This window comes from Undibacterium sp. TJN19, assembly GCF_049339485.1.
Lineage (GTDB): Bacteria > Pseudomonadota > Gammaproteobacteria > Burkholderiales > Burkholderiaceae_D > Undibacterium.
Window position 1 is genome coordinate 102436 of sequence record NZ_JBMPPL010000011.1, and the last position, 20162, is coordinate 122597.

The following is a 20162-nucleotide window of genomic DNA, read 5'->3' on the forward strand; positions in this document are numbered from 1 at the left end:
TAGAAACAGAAGACTGGTTGCGGGGGCAGGATTTGAACCTACGACCTTCGGGTTATGAGCCCGACGAGCTGCCAGACTGCTCCACCCCGCGTCTGAAGGAGGCGAATTGTACATCGCATTACTGCCAGATACAATCAATTCACGAAAATTATTTTGACCGCGATTGCACGGTAACAAAAATTCGCAATTCAATTATCGAAAAAAACATCGCCGATCAGGATTTTTCCTGAATTGGATGCATAATGTAATTATAGTATTCACGCCCTTATTCAGGAGAGAAAACGCAGTGATGGAATTCGAAGTAATTGACACCCAAATTTCCCCGGAAGGCCGGATGGAGGTTTTATCCAAGGCCGAAGTTGCGCATTTGCTTGACAATAGTCATGGCGGTTTGTACCAGGTGTTTCGCAGTTGTGCACTGGCGGTATTAAATTGCGGCAGTGGCCTTGATGATGGCAAAGAACTGCTGGAGCGTTACAAGAGCTTTGATATCAGTATTATCCAGCGCGAGCGTGGTATCAAACTCAATGTCATCGGTGCGCCTGCCAGTGCCTTTGTAGACGGTGTTTTGATCAAGGGCATACAAGAGCATTTATTTGCCGTGTTGCGCGATATCTTGTTCATCAACTCAGAAATCGGCGACCCCGGCAAGTTTGATCTGGAATCGACAGAAGGTATCAGTGATGCCGTATTCCATGTGCTGCGTAACGCCAACCTGTTGCGGCCGCAAGTCAATCCCAATCTGGTCGTTTGCTGGGGCGGACATTCGATTTCCGGGCCAGAATATGACTACACCAAGCAAGTGGGATACCAGCTGGGTTTGCGCGGCATGGATATCTGTACCGGATGCGGGCCCGGCGCCATGAAGGGGCCCATGAAAGGCGCCACCATAGGCCATGCCAAGCAAAGGGTGCAGAATGGTCGTTATCTGGGTATCACGGAGCCTGGCATCATCGCAGCAGAAGCGCCTAACCCCATCGTCAATGATCTGGTGATTCTGCCAGACATAGAAAAGCGTCTGGAGGCATTTGTGCGTCTTGGGCACGCGGTTATTGTGTTCCCGGGTGGGGCTGGCACTGCCGAAGAAATCCTGTATTTGCTGGGCATTCTGTTACACCCTGATAACGCAGAATTGCCTTTCCCCCTGATTTTCACCGGGCCGGAAAGTGCAGCGGATTATTTCCGTCAGATTGATCAGTTTATCGGTGCAACTTTGGGTGAGGCTGCGCAAAAGAGTTATCAGATTATTGTCAATGATCCGGTACGTGTTGCACAAGAGGTACATGCAGGTATCAAGAAAGTACGCGAATACCGCAAGGCCAAGGGCGATGCGTATTATTTCAACTGGTTACTGAAGATAGATGCCGAATTTCAAAAACCCTTTGAGCCTACGCATGAAAACATGCGTAATCTTGCATTGCACAAGAATCAGGAACGTCATTTGCTGGCGGCCAATCTGCGACGTGCTTTTTCTGGCGTAGTCGCCGGAAATGTCAAAAACCAGGGGATCCGTGCGATAGAAAAGTACGGGCATTTCGAGATTCGTGGCGATAGTGAAATAATGGCATCAATGGATACGCTGCTGGCTTCATTTGTTGCACAAAATCGCATGAAATTGCCAGGTAAGGCTTATACACCCTGCTATCGTGTTATAAAGTAATTGTGGGGCTGAAATCCGTAGGATAATAATTGCTCAATTCCATCACTTTTGAGGAAAACAGACATGAGTTCCGTACAGCAAGAAGTGGACGAACGTACCAATCTCACCGCATCCAACAAGTTTGAGTTGTTGCTGTTCCGTTTAGGTTCAGATGGCAATAGCGACAGATCAGAGTTGTTTGGCATCAATGTGTTCAAGGTGCGTGAGATTGTTGCCATGCCCACTATTACCGGCATGGCAGGGGCGATGCCGCACATGCTGGGGGTGGTCAACTTGCGTGGCCAGATTATTCCGGTAATTGACTTGCCTTCCGTAGTGGGACTGAAGCCAAAGACTGGCCTGAACATCATGCTGGTGACTGAATATGCACGTACTACGCAGGGTTTTGCTGTGGAATCGGTAGAAGAGATCGTTCGTCTGGACTGGAACCAGGTCTTGTCGGCTGAAAACAGCGCGGCCGGTATGGTGACCAGTATTGCCCGTCTTGACGGCGATACCGAAGATACCCGTCTGGCCCAGGTGTTGGATGTTGAGCAAATCTTACGTCAGATTACCCCATCAGATACCAAGGATGTCGATCCCGAAACCATCGGTGCCAAACTCAAGATGCAGGCTGGTGCGTCTATCCTGGCTGCTGATGATTCAGCTGTTGCACGTGGCTTGATCGAGCAGGCTTTGACTGCCATGGGTGCACAATACATCATGACCAAGACCGGGAAAGAAGCTTGGGAAAAGCTGCTTTCGCTGGCTGCTGCTGCGCAGGCAGAGGGTAAAGGCGTGCGTGACAAAGTGGCGATGGTCTTGACGGATCTGGAGATGCCGGAAATGGATGGCTTTACTCTGACCCGTAAAATCAAACAAGATGACAGGTTTAAATTTCTGCCGGTAGTCATTCATTCTTCGCTGTCAGGTGCAACCAATGAAGATCATATCAAGACCGTTGGCGCAGATGCCTATGTAGCAAAATTTGTGGCGGAAGAGCTGGCCGAGACGATACGCAACGTATTGGCAAAATAAATTTCAACCGGTTTTTAACGGTTTGAAGTAAAAAGGGTGCAATTAATGAAATAATTGCACCCTTTTTGTATCTGGCTCTTCAAACGATTCGTAATTGCAGCTTATAAACCTGGTTGTTGAACTGTTTTTTTGAATTGTTTTTGATCTTTTTTTTGATCTTTTACCTGCGTCCTTACTTTACGCCCGGTGTTGCAGGTACACGTTGCCAGCCACCTGGGCAGGATTTGATTGCAGGATAAAAACCATCCGGTTGATGACAATATAACCAGTCAGTCGCTGATGCTGATGTTCCTGGACGAACCACGCCAGGCTGGCTGACCGTGGTTTCATTGACATATCTTGTTTCAGGGTAGTCGCTGTAAATAGTCGTTGTGGGCGGACTTACACTCGAAACATAAGTGACTGCTGGCGCAACGATCAATTCTGGATAATAACCAACCGAGTAGGCATACGGATAGTAATAACGCGGCCCGTAAGAATAATGGCGGCCATATCCATAATGTAACGGGTAAGGATTGATGGAAATACCGACACTGACGCGCGGATGGCTAAGATGGACAGGACCCGCCGAGGCAGTATAACTGACTGCCAGCAGCAAGGATGTCAGAAGGAAAGTGTTGACGATTTTCATTTTGATTCGCAATTTGGCTATATATAACTAGCTTAGGTCGAAAACAGGAAACTTATTCGGAGAATTACACTCAGTTACTAAATCATACACTTCGCAGTGTCAGGCATGTTTTTGCCATACTGCAAGTGATTTAGGTATTCTGAAACTCTGCCAGGAATATAAAGGAAATTATGCAATTCTCGTTAAAGAAATGTGCACTTGCTTGCACTTTGGTCATGTTGACTGGCTTGCCTGTCATGGCAGCTGAAAACCAGATGGCAGATACACCGGAAGCCGCCAAGCCAGGTATCCGTGAGCTTTATACCAAATATGAGTATCAAATTCCCATGCGCGATGGTACGCATTTATTCACTGTGGTTTATTTGCCAAAAGATACGACCAAGTCTTATCCCTTTCTGATGAGCCGCTCTCCGTATGGTTCTGGGGTGTATGACAATGGGCAATCACATTATGGTGTCGATTTCTATCCACAATCTTTAGGACCCTCCAAGGAATTTGATAGCAGTGGCTATATCTTCGTCAAGCAGGATGTGCGGGGCCGTTATATGTCGGAAGGTGTATGGCAGGAAATGACGCCGCATGGCAAGACGGGTCGCCAGGCAGGCGAGGGTGTGGAAAGCCAGGATATGTATGACACGGTGGAATGGTTATTGAAAAATGTTCCGGGCAATAATGGCAAGGTGGGCATCTGGGGTATTTCTTACCCTGGTTTCTATACCTCGGCCAGCGTGATTGATTCGCACCCGGCCATCAAGGCGGCTTCACCACAGGCACCGGTCACTGATTTATACATGGGAGATGATTCCTATCATGGTGGCGCTTTCATGCTGGCGGCAAATTTCGGTTTTTATTCCAGCTTCACACTACAAAAAAATCCGGGCAACTTCCCCAAGCGCTGGGAAGAATTTGATTTTGGTACACAAGACGGCTACGAATATTTTCTCAAGTATATGAGCCTGAAAAACATCACTGCGCAACTCAGTGACAAACAGCGTGAATTGCTGATGCCTACTATCGAACATACGAGTTATGACGATTTCTGGAAATCCCGGAATATCGCCCCTCACCTGAAAAATATCAAAGCCGCTGTGCTGACCGTGGGCGGCTGGTATGACGCAGAAGATCCCCAAGGCCCGTTGACTACTTATCACAGCATCAAAAGCCAGAACAAGGATGGTAAAGGGGTCTTTAACGGCCTGGTCATGGGCCCGTGGTCGCATGGCGCCTGGGGCGGGGCTGAGGGCAAATCCCTGGGTAACGTCAGTTTCGACACCAAGACGGCCGAATACTATAGAAAAAATATCGTCTTTCCCTTCTTTGAGCAGCACTTGAAAGATGTGAAAAGCAAGCCGCTGGCAGAAGTGACCGTGTTTGAAACTGGTACCAATGTCTGGCACGAACTGCCAAGCTGGCCACCGCAGCAGGCAAAAAATCAGACATTGTATTTTGGTGGCAATGGCAGTCTGGGCTGGAAAGAACCTCAGACTGAATTTAATACCTTTGATGAATATGTCAGTGATCCGAAGAAACCTGTCCCCTTTATTTCTTATGTGGCGAACGGTGCGCCGCGTGAGTATGTCGTGTCCGACCAGCGTTTTGCTGCCACCCGGCCCGACGTGCTGGTTTATCAAACCGAACCACTTGAGCAGGACGTGACTATCGTCGGTCCCGTCAAGCCACGTTTATTTGTGTCTACCTCCGGTACCGACGCGGATTGGGTGGTAAAACTGATTGATGTTTATCCATCAGATTATCCGGAAAAACAAAACGCGCGTGAGCGTGGTACTGACGTACCACCACCATCATCCACGATGGCGGGTTATCAGCAACTGGTACGGGGCGAACCCTTGCGTGGGAAATTCCGCAACAGCTTTGAAACCCCCGAGCCTTTTGTGCCGGGCAAGGTGGCCGCAGTTAACTATGCCATGCCGGATGTTTACCATACCTTCCGCCGCGGACATCGCATCATGGTACAGGTGCAAAGCTCATGGTTCCCGCTGGTTGATCTGAATCCGCAAAAATTCATGGACATCCCCAAAGCCAATCCCGAAGATTTCCAGAAAGCGACACAAAGGGTGTATCGCTCACCGGGGCAATATTCGGGCATAGCAGTACAGGTTTTGCCCAAGTGATGCAGCACCAATATAAAAATACAAAAACATTAAAAAGAGATTGAGATAATGAAAACCAACAACGCTTTCAAACGCAGTATTACCGCTACCATGGTCAGCCTGGCTTGCCTGGGCGGTTCCGCAATGGCTCAGACAGCGACATCGAACCAGCTGGTGCTGGAATCAATGACCATGGATAAAAAAGCGGATCCCTGCACAGATTTCTTCCAATATTCGAATGGTGAATGGTTAAAAGCCAATCCCATTCCTTCAGACCGCGCACGCTACAGTGCCTATGATGAAGTCACTGAACGCAATTTGGCGGCATTGAAGCAAATTGCCGAGGCGGCGGCAAAAGGGGAGGGCAAGTCCAAAGCGGCACAACTGGTTGGTGCTTTTTATGCGAGTGGGATGAACGAAGCGCAAATTGAAAAAGAAGGGGCAAAACCCCTGGAGCCGCAATTTGCCCAGATCAATACCATCGCGAATATGCAACAGTTGCTGAGCGCCATAGCGTCTCTGCATAAGCAAGGAGTGTCCCCTTTGTTTGGTTTCAGCGTCGACCAGGATGCAAAAAATACGACGCGCTATATTCCGCAACTGACGCAGGGTGGGCTGGGTTTGCCCGACCGCGACTATTACCTCAAGACCGATACCAAAACCAAAGAAATACGTGAAAAATATCGCCTCTATGTGACGCAGATTTTTACGCTATTGGGTGATGCGCCGGAAGTTGCAAAACAAAATGCGGCGACCGTGCTGGCATTGGAAACCCGTTTGGCCAAGGCATCACTGACCAAGGTTGAATTGCGCGATCCGCAAGCCAGCTACCACTTGTCTGACCTGAGTGGATTGCAGAAAATTGACAAGCAAACCCCTTGGCCTGCATATTTCCAGGAACTTGGTCTGGCGCAGCCTGGCCAGTTTAACCTCGCGCATCCCAAATTCATGACTGAGGCTGGTCGCATGGTCAATACCGTGGCGCTTGATCAATGGAAGACTTATCTGCGCTGGCAACTGGCAAATGCCCGGGCCAGGGATTTAAGCTCTGCATTCGTGAATGCGAGTTTTGATTTCTATGGCAAGACCCTGGCGGGTACCAAGGAATTGCAACCACGCTGGAAGCGTGTGTTGAACACGATTGATGTCATGGCAGGGGAAGCCATGGGTGAATTGTATGTAGCCAAATTTTTTGGCCCGGATGCCAAGGCAGGCGTGCTGGAAATGACCAGCAACATCAAGCTCGCCATGCGCGACAGTATCAGCAAGCTCGAATGGATGTCTGATACCACCAAGCAGCAAGCCTATAAAAAGCTTGATACCTTGCTGGTGAAAATTGGTTACCCCAATGTATGGCGTGATTACAGCAGCCTGCAGATCGATACCGGCCCCTATGCGGCTAACACGGCACGTGCCGCAGAATTTGAATTCAAACGCAATCTGGCCAAGCTCGGCAAACCTATCGACCGCAATGAATGGGGCATGACGCCGCAGACAGTAAATGCTTATTACAACCCGACCATGAATGAAATGGTGTTCCCGGCGGGTATCTTGCAGCCACCGCTGTATCACGTCAATGCGGATCCTGCTGCCAACTATGGCAATACCGGTGCTACCATAGGTCATGAGCTGACTCATGCGTTCGATGATGAAGGCCGCCAGTATGATGCGCAGGGGAATTTGAAAAGCTGGTGGACCAAGCAGGATGAGAAAAAATTCCTCACCCGCGTCAAGGCGATAGAGCAGCAATTCAATGAATTCAATCCCATCGACAAATTGCATATCAATGGCAAATTGACCGCCGGTGAAAATATCGCAGATTTGGGCGGCATGAAAATTGCGCTGCAAGCCTTGCATAAATACCTCGAAAGCAAGCCACAAGCCAGGGAAATTGATGGGTTGACGCCAGATCAGCGCTTCTTTATCGCCAATGCACAAAGCTTCCGCAGCCTCATACGTGATGAAATGCTGCGCATGAAACTGGCGACTGATCCGCATGCGCCGGATAAATACCGCGTCATTGCGCCATTGGCAAATATGCAGGAATTTTCTGATGCATTTCAATGCAAGGGAGAGCATTCTCCCCTGCGCCCAATGGCTACCCGGGTAAATATCTGGTAACAGCGTATACTATGGCCTGGAATGCAGTTCAGGGGCTGCCGCCGGACGCAAGTCCGGTCTTGCCGCTAAGCTGCCAGATATTTCTTGTCATCAGAGTGCTGCGTCATGGCTGCACTCCAGATATGTAGGGCTATATGGAAACCAAAGTTGTCGAATTTGAACGTCCACAAATGGATGTGGGCAGTAGTTGTACCGCCAATGCCTGGGCGCGGATACCTGATGCGCCTTCAGCGATAGAAAAGCTGGAGCTGAAAGCCAGAGTGCGGCAGCTGTTAAAAGAAAAGCAGGCTGTCCTGGTTGCGCATTATTATGTTGATGCAGAATTGCAGGACCTCGCAGAAGAAACCGGTGGTTGTGTATCTGATTCGCTGGAAATGGCGCGTTTTGGTCGTGATCACCCGGCCAAAACACTGGTGGTTGCCGGGGTCAAATTCATGGGTGAAACAGCGAAGATACTGAGCCCGGAAAAAACCATACTCATGCCCGATCTGGATGCGACCTGTTCGCTGGACCTGGGTTGTCCGGCTGATGAGTTTGCCGCATTTTGCGATGCCCACCCTGACCGCACGGTGGTTGTGTATGCCAATACCAGTGCTGCCGTCAAGGCACGTGCTGACTGGATGGTGACATCGAGTATAGGCCTTGATATTGTTGCCCATCTACATGCGCAAGGCAAAAAGATACTTTGGGCCCCCGATAAACATCTGGGCAGTTATATCCAGAAACAGACAGGGGCGGATATGCTGCTGTGGCAGGGCTCCTGCCTGGTACATGATGAATTCAAGGGCATAGAGCTTGATGTGCTCAAGGCAGAACATCCAGGTGCCAAAATTCTGGTGCATCCAGAGTCCCCAGCCGCCGTTGTCGCTCTGGCTGATATGGTCGGCTCCACCTCACAAATGATCCATGCGGCGCAAACCATGGATGCGGAAGAATTCATCGTCGCTACTGATAATGGCATTCTGCACAAGATGCAAATGGCCGCACCGACCAAGCGTTTCATCGTCGCGCCTACCGCAGGCAATAGTGCAACCTGTAAAAGCTGCGCCCATTGCCCGTGGATGGCCATGAATGGTTTGCGCAATCTGGTACAGGTGCTGGAAAACGGCAACAATGAAATACAGGTTGACCCAGCCATTGGGCAAAAAGCCAAAGTGTGCATCGATCGCATGCTGGATTTTGCCGCGGCAAAAAAAGCCAGTGTCCGTCCTTCTGGCGATTTGTCGAAAGAAACAAAACTGTTTGCCGGCATTGGTCCGGCCTGAATATCATCAAGCCAAGGTGAAGCAAGTATGACTAGCAATTTAAAAAATTCTCATTTCCCTTTTGATACAGATTTGCAAAGCGCCTTTGAACGCAATATTCGTGATGCGCTTGCTGAAGACGTAGGCGCGACTGATTTAACCGGCTTGCTGGTGCCTGCTGATGAAATGGTGCAGGCGCAAGTGATCGTTCGTGAAGAAGCCATCCTGTGCGGTGCGCCCTGGTTTGATGCTGTCATGGCAGAATTGGATGCGCGTATAACCGTTGACTGGCAATACGCGGAAGGTGCATTGATGCAAGCCAATACGGTCGTCTGCAAGATCAAAGCGCCGGCACGAGCTTTGCTGACGGCTGAGCGTTCAGCGCTCAACTTCCTGCAATTGCTGTCTGCCGTGGCAAGCGCCACCAGCAAGTATGTAGCCATCATCGCCGGTACCAAAGCAGCAATCCTGGATACGCGTAAGACCTTGCCTGGCATGCGGCTGGCACAAAAATATGCGGTCAGGGTTGGCGGTGGTAAGAACCAGCGCCTGGCCTTGTATGACGGCATCCTGATAAAAGAAAACCATATCGCCGCCGCCGGCGGTGTGGCCGCAGCCATGCAACAGGCTTTGAGTCTGAATGCAGGTGTCGGCATACAGATAGAAGTGGAAAATCTGGAGCAATTGCAAGCCGCATTGCAGGCGGGTGCTACGTCTATCTTGCTGGATAATTTTGATACCGGCCTGATGCGTGAAGCCGTCGCCATCAATGCAGGCCGCGCCTTGCTCGAAGCATCTGGCGGCATTGATTACGCAAGCGTCAGGGCTATTGCAGAAACTGGCGTCGATAGAATTTCTATCGGTAGCCTGACCAAGGATATCAAGGCGACGGATTATTCCTTAAGGATTATTTGAGCGCCATTCGAACTCCTTGCATATGCTGCTTGAAAATCAAAGTTTTGCATTCAAACTAAAGAACTCAGTTAGCCTGAATGAGCATGTTTTTCGTTATTGTGAATTTGCAGATATTCAGTTTGAAGGAGAGAGCGTAACATCTGCCTTCCTGGGGTCTAGCTTTATAGGTTGTGGATGGTATTGGGGGGTATTCAATACCACTATTCTTATCGATGTAAAATTTTTGAATTGCACATTTTGTGGTACTGCATTTTCCGGTGCCAGATTTATTAACTGTAAATTTGAAAACTGTAAATTCTTAAAAGATAATCTGGACGCAGAATGCAGGTTCGACGAAGTAGGCTGGTTTGCTTGTTCGCAGGAAAATTGCACAGGATTAGCAGACCTTCGTGATCGAGATTCAGCGCGAAGCCATATTCCCTGATCCTGCTCAATTCTTTCAATCAGCCATCACTACGCAAAGCTGCAATCGGATCAAGTGCGGCTGCCTGGCGTGCTGGAAATACGCCAAAACCCAGACCAACTGCGACACACAGGGCGACCGCGATGAACAGGCTTAGCGGTGACCAGGCAACCGACCAACCTGCCAGGGCGGCAATGCTGTAGGCGGCAATGGCACCCAGTAGCACGCCTAGCAGCGCGCCACTGATGGCGATGACCAGCGCCTCGGCCAGAAATTGTTCTATCACATCACGGCGACGTGCGCCCAGTGCGCGCTTCAGGCCGATTTCACGTTTTCGTTCCAGTACATTGGCCAGCATGATATTCATGATGCCTATACCGCCAACCAGCAAAGAGACCGCCGCAATGGAGCTCATGACGATGGTGAAGATGCGTTGTGTCTGCTGGTTTTGCCTGTACAAACCCATGGGCACGATCAGATTGGTATCGTCACTGCCAGCATGGCGTTGCTCTATCAGATTTTGTAATACGCGGGCAGCGACGTCGGGCGGGGTCTTGCCGTCAAGTCGCAGGCTGATACCATCGACCTCGTCTTCCAGCATGGTGAAATGAAAGCGCGCACGGCCGGTTTGCCAGGGGATGAACAGGCGTTCGTCGTCCAGGCCCAGTTTGACGCCTTCAAATTCAGTCTTGCTCAAAGCCCGGTCAGCCAGCACGCCGACTACTTCCAGCCACGCATGATTGAGTTTGATACGCTCACCGACAGGGTTACTGTCTCCAAACAGCTTCTGTGCCAAGCGCGGGCCCAGGACGCAAACCGGTGCCAGACTGGCATCGTCATCTGCATGCAGCCAGCGTCCCTGGCCAATTTGCAGGCCACCCAATTCAGCATAAGTGTTCGATACCGCAAAGGCACGGGCCGTGACGACATTGCTGCCGCTGGTAAGCTGGTCAACCTTGACTTCTTTTTTTAATGCGACCGATTTGGCCCCGGGTACGACTGATAATGCCGCATCCGCATCGGCAGCGGACAAACCCAGAGAGCGGGTGCGGATTTCCTTTAAACGTTTTTCGTCAATGACCTTGCTTTCGATAAGTACATTGTCGAGGCCTAGTTCAGCGACCAGGCGTAAGGCTTCGCGCCGGCTGCCTTCACCGACGGCCAGCATGGCAACGATGGCAGCGACGCCGAAGATCATGCCCAGCAAGGTCAATCCTGTACGCAATTTGCGTCTTTGCAGTTCCGTGATGGCTTCCAGTATCAGGGCACGGTTCATGATTTTTTCTCTTTATTCTTTACTTCAGGCAGCAACATGACCTGCGCACCGGCAGTTAAACCCGATTTGATTTCACTACGGGCCGGGCCGCGCAAGCCCAGCACCAAAGGATGGCGTATAACCTGACTACCTTCTTTCGTGAAAGCAGCAAATTCTGCGCCTTCCTGTACCAAGGCGATATTGGGCAGGGTCATGGCTTTGGGCTGATTGATCAGTGAAACTGTACCTATCAGTGCTTGCCCTGGTTTGAGGCCCAGTTTTTGCGCCAGTTCCTTTTTAAAGGCTGCTTCAAAACTGATAAATTTAACGGGTGAATCACGAGAAACCACGCTGGCACTGCTGCCAACCTTGGTAATCACCAGGCTGATTTCTTTGCCGCTGCCAGCCAGCCTTACCTTGACTGGCAAGCCGACTTTCAAGCCAAAGGTACGGCCTTCTTCAATGCTGAAACTGGCGACCAGTTGATCGAGGTCAGGCAAAGAGCCAAATTCACTTCTTGGTCGGCTGGTTGTACCTATTTGTGGTTTGCTGCCATCCCAATTGGCCTGTAATAAAAACACCCCGTCATGTGGCGCGATCAAATCCAGCGCATCCAGATTCTTGCGATGCTGGCTTGCAGTCAGTGTCACGCTCTCTTTTTGCGACCCCAGTACTGCTTGATCAGCAGCACTGCGCGCCTGAACCTGACCGGTCTTCCAGTTCAGGTAAGACCGTTTTGATGTCAGAAAGCCGCTGTCCTGCAATTCATCCAATATCTTGTTACGAGAGAATACAGACAGGTCGGCGTTAGCATAGCGCTCGCTAAGACGCAGGTCGGACGTGACCTTGGCACTGTCAGCAGCAAGGCTGGAACGACTGCTGGCGTCGCTCGCCTGTATGGCTTCTTCTGCGAGCGCCTTGCGCAATAATTCCAGTTCTGCCTGAGATAATTCCATGCGTGATTTTGGCGCATCAAAGCGGGCGATGACATCCCCCTTTTTGACCAGGCTACCCTCTGGCACCATTTCTACCAGCGTGCGACTGTCCCAGCCGTCACCCGGTATGGTCAGCGGGGTTTTGTTGGCGGCAATGATTTCGCCGTCAACGACCAGGCTTTCCTGCCAGTTTTTTTCACTGAAGGTTTCTGTCGCCAGATGCGACGATTCTGTATTTTCTGCGCAAGCCGCAAGGGCAAGGACGATGAGTACTATGCCTGATCTCATTTCTTTTTATCCTTGTTGTCGCGGGATGCACTGCTTGATGAGGATGGCACGGCAGTACTGGAAAATATGGCCTGTATCGCCGCACCAGGTTTCAAGCCTTTGGGCGGCTGGTCAAATTCCAGTTCTATATCGCGCACGATGATGGGCTGGGTAGTGGATTTGCTGTGAAAAACCGCGCCCAGTGCGGTGACCCTGGCAGGCAGGGTCATATTGGCACCGGGAATATTGATGCGGGCAGTTTGTCCTACTTTAATGGCGATCGCCTGTGCTTCCGGGACTTTGGCAGACACAAATAGCTTGTCCGGGTCGGCCAGACTGGCAACTGACAAGCCCATCCAGACCTGACTGCCCGTTGTGAATTTATCGCCGCTGAAATTGCTTTTGTAAATCAGCATGCCAGGCCGGGTTGCCAAGACGGTCAGTGCTTTTTGTCCTTTGAACAGGCTATCGATTTTGCCCTGTAACTGGGCGATTTCAGATTCCAGTCCAGTGCGTTCAGCTTTGCGGGCCCGCAGCTGGGTCGCACGCAGGCGTATGGACAGTGCCGCCAAATCTGCGTTCAAGGTTTTTTCGATGACTAGCTTGTCGTAGTCGACACGGCGTATCAATTCCTTGGGCATGGTGGCTTTTCGGGCTGATTTTTCTGCATTGCTTTGTGCTTCGGCAACGCTCAGGTCACTGTTTTTTTCTGCTTCGATTTGTTCGAGCTTCAGTTTTTCCAGAGCCCTTTGCTTTTCGTTCAGAGAGCTCTTCTGGCTGGCGAGCTGGGTAGGTACTTCCGCTGCCTGAAAACTGACCAGCATGTCACCAGCCTTGACTTTACTGCCCTCGGGTGCCATCGCCCCCAGCGTATATTGCCAGATATAGGGAATCGCCGGTGGTGAGATGGGGGTGACGACGCGCGACTGAATTTCACCTTCTATCGTCAGTTCTGCCTCTGTTGATATTGTTTTTGCCAGCGATTTTCGGGCAGTCTGCACAGGCTCTGCCAGTACGCTCATGCCTGGCACCAGAGGGATGCCGTGTTGTGCTGGTAATTTTATATCGATGCGAAAATAGCGGCCATAACCCCATGAGCTATGTTCTTCGGGGGCATTCGAAATGGTGGCGATGGTGCTCCTGATTTCTGCACCGGGCAGTGCATCGAATTTCAATAAGACCGGATCGCCTTCTTTCAAGTAAATTCTGTCTGCCTCAAGAGCCCATGCCTTGACTTCCATCTGACCCGACCCCATGACCTGGCCCGCGACGTTGCCTGGGAACGCGCTTGAACCTTCTTCCAGCCGTTCACCACGCCAGCTACTATAGCCATGTACGACAATGCCATCCTGTTTTGCATGTACCTCTGATTGCGCCAATTGTGCCTTGGAATAGACGAGGTTGATCTGCTGCTTTTGCAGTTCCAGGTCGCCATCTGATTTGCGTCTGGTGACGGCAGCGTTGGCATCGGAATAGGCAAGCTGTTTCACTTCCAGGTCGCGCTCTGATCGATCTTTCTCGGACTGATATTTATCAAAGTCCAGTGCGGAAATTTGCGACTTTGGCAAAGCTGCATCGACCAGGGCCTTGGCTAATGCGGCCTTGGCGTTGAGCAGATTTTTATCTGCTTCCAACGCAGCCACTTCCAGCTTTGCTAGGTCTGATTCGGTCTTTGCACGGGTTTGGTCAATGCCTATGATTAGCTGGTCAATATTTGCGCTATTCGATGTCTCTATGCGTAAAACCAGATCACCAGTCTTGACTTTGCTACCTTCAGCCACGAAATTACGCAAAACGACCGGCATGGAATTTGACGGCGGCACAAAAATCGCCTGGGAATCTTTGGTAATGACTTCGCCAGTCAGCAAAACCGGACGATTTTTAGTCGCAATCAATGCCGCGGTGCCTGGTGCCGATGCTTGGGCAGAGGTCTGCGCTGACGCGGCAGGCAGATAAAACAGGCTGGTCAGGAGCAATGGCAATACACGCAGGGATGGAAGTGTTTTCATGCCTGCACCTCGACGATGCGGCCATCAGCAAGATGTATGGTGCGTTGTGCTTTTGCCGCAATAACCGGGTCATGTGTAACCAGCACCAGAGTCTGGCCTGCGGCGTTTAATTCTGCCAATAAACTCAAGACGTCGGCGGCACTTTTTGAATCCAGGTTGCCGGTCGGTTCATCTGCCAGCAGCAGGGCAGGCTGGTTTAACAGGGCACGGGCAATCGCCGCACGCTGTAATTGTCCACCGGATAATTCACCGGGTAGATGATCCATGCGTTTAGCCAGGCCTATGCGTTCCAGCAATTGACGCGCACGTTGTTCTGCGCTGGCGTCGTGGGATTTGCTATAACGCTGTGGCAGCAAAACATTCTCAAGCACAGTCAGGCGTGGCAGTAAATGAAAAGACTGGAATACAAAACCGATGCGACGGTTGCGTATATCAGATGCAGCATCATCACCCATTGCACTGATTTCATCCTTGTCAAGCAGGTAGCGTCCCTGGTCGGGACGATCAAGCGCACCCAGCACATTGAGCAAAGTCGATTTTCCTGATCCTGAGGGCCCCATGATGGCGACAAATTCACCGCTGCCAACATGCAGATCAATGCCATCCAGTGCCCGGATTTCATTGCCGCCTTGGCGATATGTTTTACGTACCTGGTTGAGTTCTATCATTAATAGCTATCTGTGAACATGACGGGCGCATTGCTGATTTTGGACGGTCTGTTTCGGTGTCCGGCGACTAGTCGGCAAGTATCACTGTGGCAATATTATTTGTCAAATAGCAATTGACGAAGAATGAAGAATTTTTTGAAATTTTCTACGAAAACGAAGAGGGACGATAGAGTGCAGCCACGCTGACATTGAAAGAAAGCGTGGCTATAGAGGGAAGGGGGATTTATTTCTTGCGTTTAGGTGAGAGGACTGTTGGCAAGGCTTTGGGCAGCGTGTCAGGGTAGTCGCGGCTGAAATGCAAGCCACGACTTTCGCGTCGTGACAGGGCACTGTTGACGATCAGTGAGGCGACTTCCACCAGGTTACGCAGCTCCAGCAAATTATTGGAGATGCGGAAATTGGCATAGTATTCGTCTATCTCTTCCTTCAACAAACGTATGCGGTGTTTGGCACGTTCCAGGCGCTTGGTGGTGCGCACGATACCGACATAATTCCACATGAAGCGACGCAGCTCATCCCAGTTATTGGCGATGACCACTTCTTCATCCGCGTCCGAAACCCGGCTCTCATCCCAGTCAGGCAAGACGATGACGTTGGCACGTTCCTGGACTTCGATATGCTTTGCGGTAGCGCGCCCGACCACCAGGCATTCAAGCAGGGAATTGCTGGCCAGGCGGTTGGCACCATGCAGACCGGTGTAAGCCGTTTCACCAACTGCATACAAACCGGGTAGATCGGTTCTGCCATCGGTGTCGGTAACGATGCCGCCGCAAGTAAAATGCACAGCGGGTACCACCGGGATCGCTTGTGTCGTGATGTCTATACCCAGCTCCAGGCAGCGTGCATAAATGGTAGGGAAGTGTTCTTTCAAAAACTCTGGTGGCTGATGGCTGATATCAAGTTCAACAAAATCGAGACCACGTTTTTTCATTTCAAAATCAATCGCGCGCGCCACGACGTCGCGCGGCGCCAGTTCGGCGCGTTCATCATGACCAGGCATGAAGCGCAGCCCCGCCGCAGATCCTGCTTCTTGCGGCAGTTTTAAAATGCCGCCTTCACCCCGCACTGCTTCTGTAATCAAAAAGGATTTGGCGTAGGGGTGGTACAGGCAGGTGGGGTGGAACTGTATGAATTCCATATTGCTGATGCGGCAGCCAGCCCGCCAGGCCATGGCAATGCCATCACCTGTGGCAGTGTCAGGGTTGGTGGTGTAAAGATAAACTTTACCTGCGCCACCAGTGGCCATCACCGTATGTTGTGCAGCGAAAGTATGTACTGTGCCGGTTTTGACATCTTGCACATACAGGCCCAGGCAATGCGGTGTCGGTGAGGTATCGCCCAGTTTTGCTGAAGTGATGACATCAATTGCATAGTGATGTTCAAACAGGCTGATGTTGGGATGATTGCGTACTTTTTGCTCCAGCGTGAGTTGAACTGCGTTGCCGGTGGCATCGGCAGCATGAATGATGCGGCGCTGGCTGTGGCCACCTTCCCTGGTCAGATGGAAACCTAATTCCGCCTCTTCATCGCGGGTGAATGGCACACCTTGTTCAATCAGCCAGTCTATGGCTTCGCGGCCATGCTCAATGATGTAGCGGGTCGCACCTTCATCACATAAGCCGCCTCCTGCGATCAAGGTGTCAGAGATATGCTGTTCGTGACTGTCGTGCGAATCAAGTACCGCTGCGATGCCGCCTTGTGCCCAGTTGCTGGCACCATCAAGCAGCTCGCGTTTGGAAATAATGGCGACTTTGCGCGTTTGCGCCAGATGCAAGGCGACAGACAAACCGGCCAGGCCGCTACCTACTATTGCTACGTCAAAATTCTTCATTATCTTTTTTTTGAGTTTGTTTATGGATTTACTAATCCAGGAAAATCGGGTGCTGCAACGTCATCAGCACATCTGGAACTATGGGTAAGGCTTTGCCATAACCTGAAGCCATACTATATGCCAAAAAAGGAATGCCTTTTATGGGGTAGGCTACGGTGAGGCAGGATCTTTTAAAGACGTCTCCAGATTCATTTATTTGAGCCTAGATGTATTGCGTAAGTACATTCTAATTCAGGATGAAGAATCAGGTATTCATTCTGCATCGCAATAAGATATGGCTAACTGATCTTTTGCACAGTGGCTTTATTGCTGCACGATAGAAAAACCGAATAAGCAAATCACAATTTGGCAAACTTGCTTAGAAAGCGCGCAAACCGCTTGACATAAGGCTTTGCGGCTTGCTCTAATACCGGATGCAGATTTCCTGCTTGCCGTGATAGATGCACGACCAATAAAATAATCGAATACATCATCGCGAAATTCAAATTTTTGTGAGGGGGCTATAAGTGAATAAGACTGAGTTGATCGATCATATTGCGAAAACAGCGGATATTTCTAAAGCGGCTTCGTCGCGTGCGCTTGATGCTGTGATCGGTGCAGTAAAAACGACTTTGAAAAAGAACGGCACAGTGACATTGGTTGGTTTTGGTACTTTTTCTGTCGCGAAACGTGCTGCCAGGGCAGGCCGTAATCCTAAAACGGGCGAGCCTATCAAAATCAAATCTGCCAAGGTCCCTAAATTTAAACCTGGCAAAGCATTGAAAGATGCTGTAAACTAATGCTCTTTCGTGGCGCGGTGACTAGCGCCCCGAAGTTTGCAGTATGTGTGGGGCGCTTAGCTCAGTTGGTAGAGCGGAGCCCTTACAAGGCTTAGGTCGGGAGTTCGAGCCTCTCAGCGCCCACCAAAATGCAAACGTAAGGTAATAAAAAAGGAGTGGTAGTTCAGTTGGTTAGAATACCGGCCTGTCACGCCGGGGGTCGCGGGTTCGAGCCCCGTCCGCTCCGCCAGAAAATCGAAAAGGCGAACGAAAGTTCGCCTTTTTTTGTATTCGTCAAATTGTTTTTGTCATAATTAGCCATGTGATCGGTTGAACATGTTTGAATATATTCGTACCCATCAGCGATTGATGCAATTTCTTTTGCTGTTGATCATTTTCCCTTCCTTTGCGTTTTTTGGCATAGAAAGCTATACCCGCTCGCGTGGGGGCGATACTGCTGTAGCGACCGTCGCAGGTTCACCCATCAGTCAGCAAGACTTTGATGCGGCGTTGCGCGATCAGCTGGACCGCTTCCGTCAGATGTACGGTCCGCAATTTGATGCCAAAATGCTCAATACACCAGAAGCAAAGCAAAATATTCTGGATGAGCTGATTGCACGTAAGGCGATGGCCGCTGAAATTGCACGTAAAAAACTGACAATTTCTGATGCGACCTTACAGCAAAGCATTCTGTCCACGCCGGGTTTGGTCAAGCCTGATGGTAGTTTTGATACCGAACGATATAAGAGCTTGCTCGCAGCACAAGGCATGACACCTGCCATGTATGAACAGCGCTTGCGTCAGGATATGAGCTTGCAACAATTGCTGAGTGCCGTACAGGGTAGTGCTTTTGTACCGAAAACGGTCGCAGAGCGTTTTTCTGCAATTAATGAACAAGAACGTGAAGTGCAGGCCCTGACGCTGAAAACCGACGATTTTGCAGCGCGCGTCAAAGTGACGGATGAGATGTTGAAATCGTATTACGAAAAAAACGCAGCACAATTCGAAATACCTGAACAAATCAACGCTGAGTACGTCATTCTGAACAGCGACGCACTGGCTGCACAAACTACTGTGTCAGACGCAGATGTTCAGTCTTACTATGAACAAAACAAAAAATTGTACAGCGTAGACGAAACACGTCGCGCCAGCCATATTTTGATCACTGCAGCAAAAGACGCCAGCGATGCTGACAAAGCAAAAGCAAAGGCGAAAGCTGAATCCATACTGGCGCAATTGCGTAAGAAGCCAGAGGACTTTGCCAAGCTGGCCAAAGAGAATTCACAAGACCCTGGTTCTGCCGAAAAAGGTGGTGATCTGGATTTCTTTGGCAAGGGTGCCATGGTGCCTCCATTTGATGCCGCAGCTTTCAAGTTGAAACAGGGTGAAATCAGTGACCTGGTATTGTCCGATTTCGGTTACCACATCATTACTGTTACCGGCATCAAGCCAGCTGCTGTGAAGACGCTGGACGAGGTCAAAGCACAGATTACCGCTGAAATCAAAAAGCAAAAAGCTGGCAAGGCGTATACTGAAGCTGCCGAGGTTTTCCGTGATCTGGTGTATGAACAGTCAGACAGCCTGAAACCTGTAGCAGAAAAACTCAAACTGAAGATAGAGACCATCAATGCCCTGACACGTCAGAGCAAGCCTGGCATGCCTGCGACAGTTGAAACCAATAGCCCTAAATTTTTGAAGGCAATTTTTGCGGACGATGTGGTCAAGAAAAAACACAATACCGAAGCAGTCGAGGTTGCCCCAAATACGCTGATGGCTGGCCGTATCGTGGAATACAAACCTGCTTCCAAGCGTCCGTTTGAAGAAGTCAAGGCAGCGATCCTGGCGCAAGTTACGCACAAGGAAGCAGCAGCACTGGCTGAAAAAGAAGGCATTGCCAAACTGGCAGCGTTGAAAGCGGCCGATTCAACAGCAGGTTTTACCGAAAGCAAAGTGGTGTCCCGCCTGAAAAACCAGGATATTCCAGATGTTGCATTTGTTGACCTGATGCGTGCTGACACAAGCAAGTTGCCAGCCTTTGTGGGAACACACCTGGGTGATGCCGGCTATATCATTTTCCGCATCTCCAAAGTCAGCCAGGGTACACCTGATGCGGCACGCCGTGCTTCAGAAGTGCAACAACTGGCCAACGTGATTGCCCAGCAAAACCTGTATTCCTATATTGACGTGCTGAAGCAGAAAGCCAAAGTCACCTTGAATAAGGCTGCTGTTTCTGCTCCGGTAACAGCCGCGCAGTAAGCTGCTAACGCTCTTAAAAAAAAGCACCTTCGGGTGCTTTTTTTTAACCCATTCTTTTGTGCACATTTAACTCTGATGCTG

15 protein-coding genes and 3 tRNA genes are annotated in these 20162 nt (G+C 50.3%); 11 read left to right on the forward strand and 7 right to left on the reverse strand.

Annotation, left to right across the window (positions count from 1 at the left end):
• Nucleotides 1-14: 14 nt before the first annotated feature.
• Nucleotides 15-91: transfer RNA gene (locus ACO0LH_RS23520), tRNA-Met, on the reverse strand.
• A gap of 198 nt (nt 92-289) precedes the next feature.
• Between ACO0LH_RS23520 and ppnN the strand changes: the two genes are divergently transcribed.
• On the forward strand, nt 290-1660 hold the full coding sequence (ppnN, locus tag ACO0LH_RS23525; RefSeq protein ID WP_422943579.1) for a nucleotide 5'-monophosphate nucleosidase PpnN: 1371 nt from the start codon (nt 290-292) through the stop codon (nt 1658-1660).
• A gap of 63 nt (nt 1661-1723) precedes the next feature.
• Nucleotides 1724-2677: a chemotaxis protein gene (locus ACO0LH_RS23530; protein ID WP_422943580.1), complete on the forward strand. Its 954-nt coding sequence runs from the start codon at nt 1724-1726 to the stop codon at nt 2675-2677.
• Nucleotides 2678-2849: 172 nt separating this feature from the next.
• Here ACO0LH_RS23530 and ACO0LH_RS23535 read toward each other — a convergent pair whose 3' ends face one another.
• A complete protein-coding gene (locus ACO0LH_RS23535) occupies nt 2850-3308 on the reverse strand; it encodes a hypothetical protein (RefSeq protein ID WP_422943581.1) in 459 nt (152 codons plus the stop codon).
• A 170-nt stretch (nt 3309-3478) separates the two neighbouring features.
• Here ACO0LH_RS23535 and ACO0LH_RS23540 point away from each other — a divergent pair, with 170 nt between their 5' ends.
• From ACO0LH_RS23540 to ACO0LH_RS23560, 5 genes are all read left to right on the forward strand, one after another.
• Nucleotides 3479-5440, forward strand: coding sequence for a CocE/NonD family hydrolase (locus ACO0LH_RS23540; protein ID WP_422943582.1), 1962 nt, complete (start codon nt 3479-3481; stop codon nt 5438-5440).
• Between the two features lie 48 nt (nt 5441-5488).
• Complete coding sequence (locus ACO0LH_RS23545) at nt 5489-7540, forward strand: M13 family metallopeptidase (protein ID WP_422943583.1); 2052 nt, start codon at nt 5489-5491, stop codon at nt 7538-7540.
• A gap of 134 nt (nt 7541-7674) precedes the next feature.
• The gene (gene nadA / locus ACO0LH_RS23550; protein ID WP_422943584.1) at nt 7675-8805 is read left to right on the forward strand and encodes a quinolinate synthase NadA; all 1131 of its coding nucleotides are present in this window, start codon (nt 7675-7677) and stop codon (nt 8803-8805) included.
• Nucleotides 8806-8832: 27 nt separating this feature from the next.
• Nucleotides 8833-9699 (forward strand): carboxylating nicotinate-nucleotide diphosphorylase, encoded by an 867-nt coding sequence (nadC, locus tag ACO0LH_RS23555; RefSeq protein ID WP_422943585.1) that lies wholly within the window; start codon nt 8833-8835, stop codon nt 9697-9699.
• Between the two features lie 22 nt (nt 9700-9721).
• On the forward strand, nt 9722-10123 hold the full coding sequence (locus ACO0LH_RS23560; protein WP_422943586.1) for a pentapeptide repeat-containing protein: 402 nt from the start codon (nt 9722-9724) through the stop codon (nt 10121-10123).
• Nucleotides 10124-10142: 19 nt separating this feature from the next.
• Here ACO0LH_RS23560 and ACO0LH_RS23565 read toward each other — a convergent pair whose 3' ends face one another.
• The 5 genes from ACO0LH_RS23565 to nadB form a co-directional block, all read right to left on the reverse strand.
• Nucleotides 10143-11378, reverse strand: coding sequence for an ABC transporter permease (locus ACO0LH_RS23565; RefSeq protein WP_422943587.1), 1236 nt, complete (start codon nt 11376-11378; stop codon nt 10143-10145).
• Entirely contained in the window at nt 11375-12580 is a 1206-nt protein-coding gene (locus ACO0LH_RS23570) for an efflux RND transporter periplasmic adaptor subunit (RefSeq protein ID WP_422943588.1), read from the reverse strand. Before ACO0LH_RS23570 ends, ACO0LH_RS23565 begins: the two co-directional genes overlap by 4 nt.
• A complete protein-coding gene (locus tag ACO0LH_RS23575) occupies nt 12577-14568 on the reverse strand; it encodes an HlyD family secretion protein (protein WP_422943589.1) in 1992 nt (663 codons plus the stop codon). Before ACO0LH_RS23575 ends, ACO0LH_RS23570 begins: the two co-directional genes overlap by 4 nt.
• Nucleotides 14565-15236 (reverse strand): ABC transporter ATP-binding protein, encoded by a 672-nt coding sequence (locus ACO0LH_RS23580; protein WP_422943590.1) that lies wholly within the window; start codon nt 15234-15236, stop codon nt 14565-14567. The genes ACO0LH_RS23575 and ACO0LH_RS23580 overlap by 4 nt, the downstream gene beginning before the upstream one ends.
• 223 nt (nt 15237-15459) lie before the next feature.
• Entirely contained in the window at nt 15460-17067 is a 1608-nt protein-coding gene (gene nadB, locus ACO0LH_RS23585) for an L-aspartate oxidase (protein WP_422943591.1), read from the reverse strand.
• Between the two features lie 506 nt (nt 17068-17573).
• Here nadB and ACO0LH_RS23590 point away from each other — a divergent pair.
• From ACO0LH_RS23590 to ACO0LH_RS23605, 4 genes are all read left to right on the forward strand, one after another.
• The gene (locus ACO0LH_RS23590) at nt 17574-17846 is read left to right on the forward strand and encodes an HU family DNA-binding protein (RefSeq protein WP_162040973.1); all 273 of its coding nucleotides are present in this window, start codon (nt 17574-17576) and stop codon (nt 17844-17846) included.
• 50 nt (nt 17847-17896) lie between these two features.
• Nucleotides 17897-17972, forward strand: a tRNA-Val gene (locus ACO0LH_RS23595).
• Between the two features lie 26 nt (nt 17973-17998).
• A tRNA-Asp gene (locus tag ACO0LH_RS23600) sits at nt 17999-18075 on the forward strand.
• A gap of 86 nt (nt 18076-18161) precedes the next feature.
• The gene (locus ACO0LH_RS23605; RefSeq protein WP_422943592.1) at nt 18162-20081 is read left to right on the forward strand and encodes a SurA N-terminal domain-containing protein; all 1920 of its coding nucleotides are present in this window, start codon (nt 18162-18164) and stop codon (nt 20079-20081) included.
• Nucleotides 20082-20162 lie beyond the last annotated feature (81 nt).

Coding starts and splice junctions, on each gene's coding strand:
- ppnN (WP_422943579.1), top strand. CDS start 290: ATGGAATTCGAAGTAATTGACACCCAAATTTCCCCGGAAGGCCGGATG.
- ACO0LH_RS23530 (WP_422943580.1), top strand. CDS start 1,724: ATGAGTTCCGTACAGCAAGAAGTGGACGAACGTACCAATCTCACCGCA.
- ACO0LH_RS23535 (WP_422943581.1), bottom strand. CDS start 3,308: ATGAAAATCGTCAACACTTTCCTTCTGACATCCTTGCTGCTGGCAGTC.
- ACO0LH_RS23540 (WP_422943582.1), top strand. CDS start 3,479: ATGCAATTCTCGTTAAAGAAATGTGCACTTGCTTGCACTTTGGTCATG.
- ACO0LH_RS23545 (WP_422943583.1), top strand. CDS start 5,489: ATGAAAACCAACAACGCTTTCAAACGCAGTATTACCGCTACCATGGTC.
- nadA (WP_422943584.1), top strand. CDS start 7,675: ATGGAAACCAAAGTTGTCGAATTTGAACGTCCACAAATGGATGTGGGC.
- nadC (WP_422943585.1), top strand. CDS start 8,833: ATGACTAGCAATTTAAAAAATTCTCATTTCCCTTTTGATACAGATTTG.
- ACO0LH_RS23560 (WP_422943586.1), top strand. CDS start 9,722: ATGCTGCTTGAAAATCAAAGTTTTGCATTCAAACTAAAGAACTCAGTT.
- ACO0LH_RS23565 (WP_422943587.1), bottom strand. CDS start 11,378: ATGAACCGTGCCCTGATACTGGAAGCCATCACGGAACTGCAAAGACGC.
- ACO0LH_RS23570 (WP_422943588.1), bottom strand. CDS start 12,580: ATGAGATCAGGCATAGTACTCATCGTCCTTGCCCTTGCGGCTTGCGCA.
- ACO0LH_RS23575 (WP_422943589.1), bottom strand. CDS start 14,568: ATGAAAACACTTCCATCCCTGCGTGTATTGCCATTGCTCCTGACCAGC.
- ACO0LH_RS23580 (WP_422943590.1), bottom strand. CDS start 15,236: ATGATAGAACTCAACCAGGTACGTAAAACATATCGCCAAGGCGGCAAT.
- nadB (WP_422943591.1), bottom strand. CDS start 17,067: ATGAAGAATTTTGACGTAGCAATAGTAGGTAGCGGCCTGGCCGGTTTG.
- ACO0LH_RS23605 (WP_422943592.1), top strand. CDS start 18,162: ATGTTTGAATATATTCGTACCCATCAGCGATTGATGCAATTTCTTTTG.